Origin of the sequence: Virgibacillus salinus (assembly GCF_900102415.1) — a bacterium.
GTDB lineage: Bacteria > Bacillota > Bacilli > Bacillales > Amphibacillaceae > Lentibacillus > Lentibacillus subterraneus.
The window spans coordinates 140,809-153,032 of sequence record NZ_FNKD01000004.1 but is presented as its reverse complement, the minus strand read 5'-3'; the positions used below and the strand labels follow the sequence as shown (position 1 = coordinate 153,032).

The window sequence follows — 12,224 nt, the reverse complement described above, 5'->3', positions numbered from 1 at the left end:
AATGACAACATATACAATGCCAGATGAAAAAGGAAGATACGGCAATTACGGCGGGAGATTTGTTCCCGAGTTATTAATGCCAGCACTTCTCGAATTGGAAGAGTCCTATGAAGAAGCAATAAAGGACCCTGCTTTTTTAAAAGAACTAGATTACTATTCAAAAAATTACGTAGGACGTGAAACGCCGCTTTATCATGCCAAAAATTTATCCAATAAATTAGGCGGACCTTCTATTTATCTGAAACGCGAAGACCTCAACCATACAGGCGCACATAAAATTAATAACACCGTCGGTCAAGCATTATTGACCCTTCGAATGGGAAAAAAGAAAGTTGTCGCCGAAACCGGTGCCGGCCAGCATGGTGTTGCTACCGCTACAGTTTGCGCACTCCTCGGCCTTGAATGTGTTGTATTCATGGGTGCAGAAGACATTAAGCGGCAAAAACTGAATGTCTTCCGGATGGAATTGCTCGGAGCTAAAGTCGAAAGTGTATCACAGGGAAGCGGAACACTAAAAGATGCTGTTAATGAAGCATTACGCTATTGGGTAAGTCATGTTGAAGATACGCACTATATTATCGGTTCCGTCGTAGGGCCGCATCCTTTTCCCAAAATCGTCCGTGATTTCCAGGCTGTTATCGGCGAGGAAACAAAGCAACAGTACCATGCGGAAACAGGCACTCTACCTGATGCAGTTATTGCCTGTGTCGGTGGTGGCAGCAATGCAATGGGCATGTTCTATCCATTTATCCAGGATGAAAGTGTCAAGATGTATGGGGTTGAAGCAGGTGGAAGCGGGATTGAAACAAACAAACATGCTGCAACACTGACTGCAGGCAGTATTGGTATATTACACGGAACTATGTCCCACTTGCTACAGGACGAACATGGTCAAATAGAAGAAGCACATTCGATATCTGCCGGACTTGATTACCCTGGAGTTGGTCCAGAACACAGCCACCTCCACTCATCAGACCGAGTGACCTATACATCCATTACGGACCAGGAAGCTATTGACGCATTTAAGTTCCTTTCCCAAACAGAAGGGATCATCCCTGCTTTGGAAAGCGCCCACGCTGTTGCATTTGCCATGAAACTTGCAAAAGAGATGGAAGCATCAGAGTCGATTGTTATTTGTTTATCCGGTCGTGGCGACAAGGATGTTGAATCAGCAAAAGATGTACTAGGAGGTAATCCAAATGAGTAACCAAAACTTAGACTTAGCTCTAAAAGAAAAACAGGAAGCAGGCGAAAATATATTAATTCCATATATAATGGCTGGCGATGGTGGTCTGGATATATTGGAAGATCGATTGGATTTTCTGCAGGAATGTGGTGCAGCAGCTGTTGAACTTGGGATTCCCTTCTCAGACCCGGTAGCAGATGGACCTACTATTCAGGATGCCGGAAATCGAGCACTTGAAAATGGAACAACGCTTACTAGCGTCCTGGAAACCCTGCAACGCTTTCGTGAAAGACGATCAATTCCTGTTATTCTCATGACTTATTTGAACCCTATCTATGCCTATGGTGTTGAAAATTTCGCTAAAGATTGTGCAAGTGCTGGTGTTAACGGTGTGATTATTCCAGATCTGCCGTTAGAAGAAGAAGCAATCATAATAGATTATTTAAAGAAACATTCTATTTCATGTATTCGCCTGGTTGCTATGACAAGTCCTCAGGAACGAATTGAAAAAATCACCCAACGTACGGAAGGATTTCTCTATGCTGTTTCTGTTACTGGAACTACAGGAGCAAGAACAACACATGACAGCAAAGTAAAAACCTATTTACAGAAGCTGAAAAAATCAACAGAAAGTCCGGTGCTAGCTGGATTTGGTGTCTCCAGCTCTGAAAAAGCACACGAATTGGCTGCTGCTTGTGACGGTGTTGTCATTGGAAGTAAAATTGTCGACCTGTTTAATCAAGGAAAATCGGATGAAATTAGAGAACTGCTGCTGGAAAGCAGATAAATAAACCTGTCACGCCTCGGCCCAAAGTTTTTAAACCGAAGCGTGGCAGGAACCAAATTTTATTCATATTTCTGCTGTTTTCGTGCCTCATCATATTCTTCTTTTGTTATTTCACCCTTGCTGTGACGTTCTTTAAGGATATCAAGAGAACTTTTAGCAGGGTTCTTTTTAGCCCTGAAGCGAATTAAAATAACAATAAGAATAATCGCAACAATGATGTATAAACCAAATCTGATGTAACCCTCTGTTAGTATAGATAACAGCATGATATCACCTCACTGTTACTATTTCCTGATTTGTAGGTTTTAAGCATGATTTAGAAAACTTGGCTTATCGATATAGATAAGACTTAGTTGCACTTATGCAGTATGAAAGTATACTTTCTTAACTGCCAAGAATGAGGATCCAGTTTACTGATTTGACGGATCCTCATTCCGTTATTTCCTTGAAAACCCCCGTTTTAAGCTTGGGGTCGGATCCTCGTTCCGCTATTTGTCATTTCCTTCCTCAAAATAGGCTGATTTTCTGCTTTTAACGGAACGAGGATCCGTCTCACCCTTCCGAGAGCACCTTTTCTGCTATTTAGCGGAACGAGGATTCACTTCGATTGTTTGGCCGATCCGAGTGGCAATACTTCATCTTCTTATTGAAAAATCCTGCCAGTTAAGTCACAAACTTATGAGTTTTTACTCCTAGATAGTATGATTTTTTTCTACCCTAAAGCTGAACCGGCTAGACTTAACGTATTATTTTTTCACAATCGGAATCCAGATTTCACAATGATGATCCTCAGCAGTTACATCTCCGTCAGTAGGGTAGACCTCCAGTTCTGGACCACCCGCATGTTCATACCCAGTTGCTGGAAACCATTCAGCAAAAATACGCTCCCAGACTTTTTGAATTGCATCAGGAATCGGACCGATAACCGGAAAAACTGCCCAGGTTGACGCAGGTATTACTTTTTCTTCCCAATCGAAGGATGACTTCCTACCAGACTCAACCCCAATAAAATAGGTTAATTTTTCCTGTACTTTGTCAAATTCCATGCATGCACCGTAGATGACCTTTGCACCATAACTATTCTCCAGCTTATCTGACACACCATTACCATTAATCTCATCCCAAAAAGCTGGAATTCTGCGAAGGTTTTCCCCATTAATTGTTGTCGTACGAATACCCTTGCCAACAATACTAAAATCTTCCTTTTCCACGATCCTGTAATCCATTTCCTCATCACCTTTTAATTGAATTTGAAACGAGAGACGCGGGAAAGCCTTCAATTGTTTATTTTGATTACGAACGGCAGATGGACTTATTCCGTGTATTTTACGAAATGCCTTTGAAAATGACTCTGGCGTTTCATACCCGTATTTAAATGCAACGTCAATAACTCTTCTCTCCGAATGTATTAGTTCTTGTGCAGCCATCGTTAGCCTGCGTTTACGAATATATTCTGCAACATTTACTCCCGTTAACATATGGAACATTCGCTGAAAATGAAACTTCGACATACAAGCAACTGCAGCAACATGTTCAATATGCAATTCCGCTTCCAGGTTATTTTCAATATAATTAATACTTGCGACCATACGTTGAAGTCCTTCCACGTGCGCCCCTCCTTTCCTAATTCAACCTTAGCATTCTCGTGTTCTCATATCCTGTTATTCTATGCTATTTTAGGACAGTAACCACTGCTCTACACGACCATTTCCATTGTCAACCTTTACTTTTGCATACGCACCATTAACAAATGTCATTTGAGGTGGGACATGGCCACAATCAACATCGTATATGATTGGAACATTCAATTCTGACTCAAGCTCCCGATAAACATCTTGTACATGATAACCCTCAACCGAATAGTTTGCACTGCTCCTTCCAAACATGATACCTGTGCAGTTATCAAACCATCCAGCAAGCTTCATTTGAATCAGCGTTCGCTTTAAATCAGTTGTCGGCATATCGCAGTTCTCAAAGTACCATAAGATTGGTTCACCGCTAATTGTATTCTTTTGAAAATCCCGAACATTACCATATGGTGTGCCAATAAGATGCCTTATTACATCAATACATCCACCAAGCAAACGGCCTTTGACCAAAACATCCTCATCACTAACCGTTTTCCATACCGTTTCTTCCGTTAAGTGAAAGACATGTGGAGAAGGATTTTCATGATCCCACTCTTTTTGAAATTTTTCTGAAGAATACTGAATTATGGAATCACCATCTTCCGCTGACAGAACGTTCTCCCACATGGCAGTAGTCTTGTCCGAGTAATCACCGCGTAAATCTACCAAATTAGTGCCATGCGCAGTTGCAATTCCTGTTTTCAATGTAATAGATAGGAGGAGAACACTCGTATCAGAGTACCCTAAAATCCACTTGGCAGGAATGGAGGTAAAATCTAACTTGCTAAGGATCTCCATTAGTAATTCTCCACCCCAAGGCGGGATAATCATATCGATATTTTCATCCTGAATCATTTTATTAAACTCAGCAGCACGTTTTTCAGCAGATGCAGACTTCGCCTTTATTTGCGTCCAGACAGTTTTCCCACATTCAACCTGATAGCCTTTTTCTCTCATTCGGGTACAAGCCTGCTTAAACATATCATGCAGTTCAGGCTCAACACCTGAGGAAGGTGCAGTTACACCAATGGTCGCATTCTTTTTTAGCAATGGATACTCAATCATGATTCAGCCACCTCTCATAAAATATTATTCGTTATCATATCACATTATGGCCTAATATACAGCTATCTCACAAAATAACCTTTGTATCCGAATTGGAAATCGGAATATGCTGTGAATGAAACGATTCTTTAGTGGATATAGTTTCTTATAAATTTCTTAAAGATTATTAAAAAAACCGGAAAGGCACAAAAACCGCACATTCCAATAGAATGTGCGGTTTTCTATAATAATTCATGGGTTAAAATCTATTACAAGACTTGTATCGATTTATACTAAATTATATTTTCTACAGTTAAAGTTGTATCGGCATATACTCTAATACAACCGCATATTACTGCTAATACCCTAGACAAGTTGCTCATTTTTAATAGAAATAGACTAGTAAACAGCCAATATGGAATCCCTCACATAGCTTAATAGTGCACCAAACAAATCTAATAACAGGGAGAGATTTTTTTATGAGTTGTAACAGAGGAAGTGTCGGAGGGGTAAGTAATGGTGATGGTTTTGAAAATTGTGTTTGTGACGTGATAAGTGACATCATTGCTGCGCAAGATGAGGTAGCTAATAACGGTGACGGTTGTTGCAGTACCAGCTGTGAACGTTCAATTGATCGATTGCTATCACCAACTACCGGAAATGGAAATGGCTTTACTACGGTTCCATTTATTCTTTACTGTAAAGGGGACTGTAAACCTTTCATTGGAACTGGCGTAACCCAAGAACCAAGGGATAGCGGCTTTGACTTTGATTGTGTAGAATCACCTATCTTACGCGCTAAGAAATTTGTGGACGATGAAGAATGCTGTGTGAAGCTAGAATTATTAGAGGTTGTTAACCCTGGTGGCAACCCAGTTAGTGGCGGAGATACCGTATGTGAATTCTTCCGGGGGGAAGGTGTTGGCGCTGCTCGTAACCTGCGTGCTTCTGGAGTCTGTATAACAGTAGATCTTGACTGCTTCTGTGCCATCACATGTTTGGACCCCATAACACCTGTACCTGCCCCTTAATTTCTATTGAAACTAAAATCATACTATGATTTTAGGCTATTTTTATCCTTTTATGCCCCAAGCTCGGTATGGCTAGGGGCATATTATTTACTCCATTTCGCCTGCATGCTTTTTGTTCACTAGAGGATGAATCAACGATTTCATGCTTTTTCTTTTCAAGAGAATTTACAGTGCAAACTTTTTAAGAACTACATTTCAATTGACAACCAAATTATTAAGGATCAGAGATGGAAGATTACCCAGCCGTTAAACTTGGTCATGTTAATGCAGACGAAGTACAGGAAATTGCAGGATCTTTTACCATTTTTACAGTACCGGTTATATTAGTATTTGTAGAAGGTCAGGAATATGTTCGCGAAGCACGAATCGTACATATGGACCTTTTTAATCAAAAAATTAATAAGATATACAAAAATTTAATTGGATAAGAATGAACATATCCGGCCACGTTAGTTATTTGTATACGACCCTGAATTCTTCACATACAACTAACATATCTTCGTTAAATTTTTTATCGAGTTCAGCAAGTTCATTCATGAAAAAGTCAATATGCGCATTTCTCCAATAGGAAAGGCTTTTGTCTCCTTCCCCTTCCTTAAAAGCAAATGTTGCATCTACTTCATTAAACGGCAGTACCTTTACATCTATCGTTTCCGTCAGAGCCTCGGCATTACCTTCCCAGTCAGTTATCACATTGAAGTCGCCAACCTTTGGGAGTGGCTCATCATCTATTTCATAAAATAGATGCAATGAGCATGTCGCTGTTTTCTCACCGGACTTCACCAAACCCGCTAACTCTTTTGCCATTTCGGGGCCACTGCCAAATGGCCATGCGGTATATGACTTATTTTCTCGATTTCCTTCATCTAATGTCTGTAGATAGTTGTTCCACATTATATTTGCGTCCATCTGTATCACCTTCCTTATGATAAAGTAACAGAAGAAGCCTGCCACTGTGTACAGAAGCAGACTCTCTTAAGCAAGTTACTTAATTTCCATCCCATAAACTGCCAACCTATATTCTTTATCGGTGGGTTCCTTTGTTGTAATTTTTCCCTCATATAATATATCACCTGATTTTGCGTCGATTACCATGATAGTAGAGGGAGCATCATTCTCATCGTTATTTGTTGTATTTAATACATACATTTTTCCGTCTGAAATTTCTATGTTCGACTGCACTCCAAATTTAATACTTTCTGTACTTTGCGAAGGAATTACAAATACATCTTCCATACTTTTGGATTCGGTATTATATAGAGCAAACTCACGTCCATCCTCACTCTCGCCCATTAGATACAATATAGAGCCATCATATACCATAACTTCTTTATCTTGATGTTTTTTCGGAAAATCCAGTGCTTTCTTTTCCCCAGTTTCCAGGTTATATGCGAAGTATTGCTGGTTGCCATTATCAGCCTCGTTAACTTCACCAGTCATATTTCCTTCAGGTTTCTGCCCTTTATTTTCCTTGTTTATAGAAAAGACAATGTTCTTGTGAGCACTTAAAGCATCGGAGTCCCGAATCGAGCCTATATGTTTATGCATATTGTTGTTATTATTCTGTTCAACTGCTGCAAACTTCTCTTCTCCATTTATATTTTTCTTGGAGAGATTGAAACTATACATATGCAATTCATTATTACCAAAACCTCCACCTGTTTGTTTAAGATTATTTTGTGTAACTACCTTCAATTCTCCATCAATCATTTGTACATCTTCAACGTGAACGTTCATATACATAGCACGGTTAGGCACCGGTACATTAAATGATATTGTTTCATTACTTTCTTTATTCAGCACCTCTATATCAAACTCCATTTCGCTTGGTGAGTTGCCTAGTCTCTGATTAATAATATCCACATATGCAAGTGTATCCTTCGTATCATAGTATGAAGATACAACTCCATTTTTCCCGCGCATGAAATTACGGTACTTATCTTGTAATTGGCTCATTTCAGGACTATACATACCCTGCATCCGCTCAAAAAATGATAGTTCTCCCAGATAAGTTGACCCCTCTGCAGTAGCCTGAACACTTTCACCTGTTCCATAACGACCTATACGGTAGTTGCCATTAATGATTACAGAATCTAATTCTTCTTCATTTCCGCTAACTTTTTCAAACACAATCTCCGGATAGCTGTTAGCCGATAAAGCAGAATTTATATAAAATGTGCCAACGGTGAACACAACAATTGATGTGATAGCAATTAATTTCCAATAGCGTTTCATCCTATTACTCCTCTCAAACTGTTACTTTTTTCTTCAATAAGAAGTCGCTCATCCAGATAGAAGCAGCAAGTACAACTATCCCCAAAAATGTTTCCACGGCAAGCATTTCAAGTGGATACAAGTAATCCTGATTAAACACGATCATCAACAGTACAGGCATTGCAAATATCACGATAGAAAGCAGAGTATATCCGATTCCCATAAGGATTCCTTTCCACTTGTAGCTTCGCTCGAACAAAATAGCAGTGAATAATACAGAAACCAATATGAATCCTGCACCATAATATAAAATAAACTCAATAAAACTTTGCGGAACAAGTATTGCCAGGTAATCAAATTTAATTATTTCACTTAACGCCAAATCAACCCTAAAGTCTGTTGGAACAACCCACTTCAAAATAGTACTTTCCAACGGCAGGAGTATAAGTTGAACCGAAACAAGTCCGAGTACCATTAAAAAAATAGAAGTAGCCTTTGCAAAGAATACATTGATTCGTGCAGTTGGCAGCATTAGCAAGCGATATATAAATGTATTTTTACCAAACCAGTCACGATACCAAATAAGAAAGATATAAAAGGCTAACGCAGCAGCACATAGCGCAATCGGCCCCATAAACCATAAGCTACGGGCGAAGTTCAAAAATGACATTTGGCCATATTGTTCAATAAATTGTGATTGAGGCATTAAATCTTCATATATAGCTTTATCTGCTTGTGCTAAATACTCATTTGCTTTCACGATAATGCCTGTAACTTGTACAATAACTGTTATGGCAATCAACACAAGATATACTTTTATAAAACGTCCTAATTCAAAGTTAACTAATTTTAAATAACGATTCATCCGTGATACACCTCTCTCATTACATCAACTACCGACTTTCCTTCATTTTCCCGAACTTCCTCACTGTTAAATTCCTTTAGTACAACGCCATTATCAAGTAACACAACTTTGTCGATTAAATGTTCTATATCATGTACTTCATGGGTTGTGATAATAACGCCTCTGCCTTCCACTAAATGACTTGTAAAGACTTCGGCAATCTGTTCACGGCTGAAAATATCAATCCCAGAGAATGGTTCATCCATTAAAAGAAAATCAACATCAAGTGCCAACCCAAGCAGCAGGTTTATTTTTGCTGTGTTCCCTTTGGACAAGCTTGCGATTTTCTCCGTTTCCTCTAACCTAAAAAAACCAAGTAATTCCGTTGCACGCTCCTGATTCCAAGTCTTATAAAAATCCTGCATAAATTGCATTGCGTCTGCAATCGTCATTTGCGGCAACATTGTAATGGCATCTGGGATGAAGGTGACTTTTTCAAAGCTATGTTTATTTAATTTTTCTCCATTAATTAAAATCTCACCTTTGTTTAGTGGTGTTAAGGCCATAATCGCGTTTAGTATGGTCGTTTTACCAACTCCATTGATACCAATAAGACATGTGATTTCACCTTTATTAGCAGTGAAAGATACGCCGTCCAAAACTTTTTTACGACCAAATTTTTTCTTAATATCCTTTACTTCAATCATTTTATAACCCTCCTACTCTTTGCTTTCTTTGGTATACTGTTCTTTCACCAAATCCAATACTTCATCAACCGGAACATTAATTGAACGGATAGAGGTAACGAAGGATTCCACCGCTTCGACAATAAGTTCTTCTCTAACCGCACCAAGAATCTGTTCATCCTTCGTTATGCGGCTAGGCAAATTTCGTTCTGTATAAATCAATCCCTGCTCCTCCATTTCCTTATACGCTCGCTGCGCCGTATTCGGATTTATTTTTATCTTGTTGGCTAATTCTCTCCTTGAAGGAATCTCCTGCCCCGGCTCAAACATTCCAGTAGCAATTTGTTCCTTAAAATAACGGATTACTTGAATATAGACCGGATCACGATTGTTTAAGTCTATTTGCATAAACACAGCTCCTATTTACCTCAGATGTGTAGCTTCTCTTTTAATTTCGTGTATTAACTGATTAATACACCAAAGTCAAAAAATCCCTGTATTAAGCAGTTAATACGACCATGAATGTATTATACGGTTAATACAGTTAGATTGTCAACATGTTTTGTTAGAATTATTTCAAACCAGACACTAAAAACACTAGTCATAACTTCTTGTATGTTAGAATTAAATTATAGAATATCGTAATTTATGGAAGGATTGATTACATATGACTGATTCAATAAAACTCACATCTTTATCTTCTAAAGGAGGCTGTGGCTGTAAAATTGGACCCGCTGATTTATCCGAGGTCCTACGCTCCCTTCCTCCCACCGCTTCTAATCCAAATTTACTTGTAGGGCTTGATACTAGTGATGATGCCGGAGTATATAAACTAAATGATGAACTGGCTATCGTACAAACAGTTGATTTTTTCACTCCAATTGTTTATAATCCTTTTGCTTTTGGTCAAGTTGCTGCTGCAAATGCGATCAGTGATGTATATGCAATGGGAGGAAAGCCAATAACTGCTCTTAACATCGTTGCATTCCCAATATCTACTTTAGATAAAGGAATCCTTGCTGAAATACTGCATGGTGCCCAGGAAAAACTGGCCGAGGCAGGGGTTGCTCTGGTTGGCGGCCATTCCATTGATGACAAGGAACCAAAATTCGGACTTGCAGTAACAGGGACCATAAATCCCCAAAAAATCCGAACAAATACTGGATCTAAACCCGGGGATAAGCTTATTTTAACCAAACCAATTGGAGTCGGTATCTCAACAACTTCCATTAAAAATAACTTATTAAATGATGAGGAAATAAACCGTGTTACAGAAGTCATGACAACGTTAAATAAAACAGCTGCTGAGACAATGGAAGGATATGATGTCCATGCCTGTACAGATGTAACCGGGTTTGGGTTGCTTGGCCATGCTTCTGAAATGGCGGGTGGCAGTGACGTTGAAATCCGGATTAATTATAAGGATGTCCCTCTTTTGCCAAGAGTTAAAGAGCTTGCTGAATCAGGGTCTGTACCTAGTGGAACAAAAAGTAACTTTAGTCATGTACAAGATATTGTAACCTATCCGGAAGAGATGGATCAGATTGATAAGTGGATTCTGTGTGATGCTATAACATCTGGAGGTCTTTTCATTTCCATAGCAAATGAGGATGCAAACTCACTTGTTTATGATTTACAGAAAAATGGAGTAGAAGCAGAGATAATCGGAGATGTAGTAAACGGCGAAAACGGAAAAATCACCGTAAAATAGAATTAATTTTTACTAGGAAGTGACGAAATTTATGTTTCAGGATATAACGCTACAGGATTTATTTAATAAACAGAATAATGAACCCCATACTGTGATTGATGTACGCTCTCCAAAGGAATATCATGATGCCACAATTCCAGGCAGCATAAACATCCCTATTTTTACGAATGATGAGCGTGCTGAGGTTGGGACACTCTACAAGCAAGTGGGTCAGGACGCAGCGAAAGAGCGAGGGCTTGCCATTTTTTCTGCTAAACTTCCTGAATTTATAGCAGCGTTTAATCAAATTGAAACACCTAAAACAGTGTTTTGCTGGCGTGGTGGAATGCGCAGTAAAACGGCAGCAACCGTACTTGATTTGATGGGAATAGAAGTGCAACGATTAACAGGTGGCTACAGAACCTACCGTCAATGGATAGTCGGTATGCTGGATAATCCGGAATTTAAGCCAGTTGTTCTTGTGCTGAACGGGAATACAGGATCAGGCAAAACAGCTCTGTTAAAACAGCTTTCGCAAAAAGGTTACCCTGTACTTGATTTGGAAGGGATGGCTGGCCACCGTGGGTCCATCTTTGGGCAAATTGGACTTGTGCCAAGCAATCAGAAGAAATTTGAATCGCTGCTTGTTGAGAAATTGTTGCGTTACAAGGATGCACCTTTTGTCTTATTAGAAGGTGAAAGCAAACGAATCGGGAAAGTAACTATTCCAGACTTTCTATATAACAGAAAGGAACAAGGGCTGCAGTTATTCATCGACCTGCCAGTAGATGAGCGGGTACGAAATATCTTGGATGACTACCAGCCTTGGAATTCACCAGATAAATTTCTTGAGGCATTTCGACTTATAAAAAAACGAATACACACACCGATTGCTGCGGAGATTGACCATGATCTGCAAAATGGTAATTATCATAATGCGGTAAAACTGCTCTTGGAATATTACTACGATCCGAAGTATGAGCATTCGGCAAAACAGTTCCCAAATGGAAGAAAAATTCACCTTCAAGCTACAAATATCGATGACGCCCTCCAACAGATTGAAGACGAATTAACTGAGGTAGGAAACAAAATAAAAATAAAAGTGAGGGATTAG

General features: G+C 39.3%; 14 protein-coding genes. 6 read left to right on the top strand and 8 right to left on the bottom strand.

The window, feature by feature from the left end:
* Position 1 precedes the first annotated feature (1 nt).
* Both trpB and trpA read left to right on the top strand, forming a co-directional pair.
* The gene (gene trpB / locus BLS02_RS16355; RefSeq protein WP_092494247.1) at positions 2 to 1,207 is read left to right on the top strand and encodes a tryptophan synthase subunit beta; all 1,206 of its coding nucleotides are present in this window, start codon (positions 2 to 4) and stop codon (positions 1,205 to 1,207) included.
* Complete coding sequence (trpA, locus tag BLS02_RS16350; RefSeq protein ID WP_092494106.1) at positions 1,200 to 1,973, top strand: tryptophan synthase subunit alpha; 774 nt, start codon at positions 1,200 to 1,202, stop codon at positions 1,971 to 1,973. Before trpB ends, trpA begins: the two co-directional genes overlap by 8 nt.
* A gap of 59 nt (positions 1,974 to 2,032) precedes the next feature.
* Here trpA and BLS02_RS16345 read toward each other — a convergent pair whose 3' ends face one another.
* The 3 genes from BLS02_RS16345 to BLS02_RS16335 form a co-directional block, all read right to left on the bottom strand.
* Positions 2,033 to 2,239 (bottom strand): SHOCT domain-containing protein, encoded by a 207-nt coding sequence (locus BLS02_RS16345; RefSeq protein ID WP_092494105.1) that lies wholly within the window; start codon positions 2,237 to 2,239, stop codon positions 2,033 to 2,035.
* Positions 2,240 to 2,719: 480 nt separating this feature from the next.
* Positions 2,720 to 3,580 carry an AraC family transcriptional regulator gene (locus BLS02_RS16340; RefSeq protein ID WP_254788799.1) on the bottom strand — a complete coding sequence of 287 codons (861 nt, stop codon included), beginning with the start codon at positions 3,578 to 3,580 and terminating at the stop codon, positions 2,720 to 2,722.
* A gap of 69 nt (positions 3,581 to 3,649) precedes the next feature.
* A complete protein-coding gene (locus tag BLS02_RS16335) occupies positions 3,650 to 4,666 on the bottom strand; it encodes a S66 family peptidase (protein ID WP_092494104.1) in 1,017 nt (338 codons plus the stop codon).
* A gap of 458 nt (positions 4,667 to 5,124) precedes the next feature.
* Between BLS02_RS16335 and BLS02_RS16330 the strand changes: the two genes are divergently transcribed.
* Both BLS02_RS16330 and BLS02_RS16325 read left to right on the top strand, forming a co-directional pair.
* Positions 5,125 to 5,676 (top strand): CotY/CotZ family spore coat protein, encoded by a 552-nt coding sequence (locus BLS02_RS16330; protein ID WP_092494103.1) that lies wholly within the window; start codon positions 5,125 to 5,127, stop codon positions 5,674 to 5,676.
* A 227-nt stretch (positions 5,677 to 5,903) separates the two neighbouring features.
* Positions 5,904 to 6,104: a YbbN family protein gene (locus tag BLS02_RS16325; protein ID WP_092494102.1), complete on the top strand. Its 201-nt coding sequence runs from the start codon at positions 5,904 to 5,906 to the stop codon at positions 6,102 to 6,104.
* 25 nt (positions 6,105 to 6,129) lie between these two features.
* Here BLS02_RS16325 and BLS02_RS16320 read toward each other — a convergent pair whose 3' ends face one another.
* The 5 genes from BLS02_RS16320 to BLS02_RS16300 form a co-directional block, all read right to left on the bottom strand.
* Positions 6,130 to 6,585: an ASCH domain-containing protein gene (locus BLS02_RS16320; RefSeq protein WP_092494101.1), complete on the bottom strand. Its 456-nt coding sequence runs from the start codon at positions 6,583 to 6,585 to the stop codon at positions 6,130 to 6,132.
* Positions 6,586 to 6,660: 75 nt separating this feature from the next.
* Positions 6,661 to 7,911 carry a hypothetical protein gene (locus BLS02_RS16315; protein WP_092494100.1) on the bottom strand — a complete coding sequence of 417 codons (1,251 nt, stop codon included), beginning with the start codon at positions 7,909 to 7,911 and terminating at the stop codon, positions 6,661 to 6,663.
* Positions 7,912 to 7,924: 13 nt separating this feature from the next.
* The gene (locus BLS02_RS16310) at positions 7,925 to 8,755 is read right to left on the bottom strand and encodes a hypothetical protein (protein WP_092494099.1); all 831 of its coding nucleotides are present in this window, start codon (positions 8,753 to 8,755) and stop codon (positions 7,925 to 7,927) included.
* Positions 8,752 to 9,441, bottom strand: a complete 690-nt coding sequence (locus tag BLS02_RS16305) for an ABC transporter ATP-binding protein (protein WP_092494098.1) — start codon at positions 9,439 to 9,441, stop codon at positions 8,752 to 8,754. The genes BLS02_RS16310 and BLS02_RS16305 overlap by 4 nt, the downstream gene beginning before the upstream one ends.
* A gap of 12 nt (positions 9,442 to 9,453) precedes the next feature.
* The gene (locus BLS02_RS16300; protein WP_092494097.1) at positions 9,454 to 9,828 is read right to left on the bottom strand and encodes a GntR family transcriptional regulator; all 375 of its coding nucleotides are present in this window, start codon (positions 9,826 to 9,828) and stop codon (positions 9,454 to 9,456) included.
* 259 nt (positions 9,829 to 10,087) lie between these two features.
* Here BLS02_RS16300 and selD point away from each other — a divergent pair, with 259 nt between their 5' ends.
* Both selD and mnmH read left to right on the top strand, forming a co-directional pair.
* Positions 10,088 to 11,131, top strand: coding sequence for a selenide, water dikinase SelD (gene selD / locus BLS02_RS16295; protein WP_092494096.1), 1,044 nt, complete (start codon positions 10,088 to 10,090; stop codon positions 11,129 to 11,131).
* 31 nt (positions 11,132 to 11,162) lie between these two features.
* Complete coding sequence (gene mnmH, locus BLS02_RS16290; protein WP_092494095.1) at positions 11,163 to 12,224, top strand: tRNA 2-selenouridine(34) synthase MnmH; 1,062 nt, start codon at positions 11,163 to 11,165, stop codon at positions 12,222 to 12,224.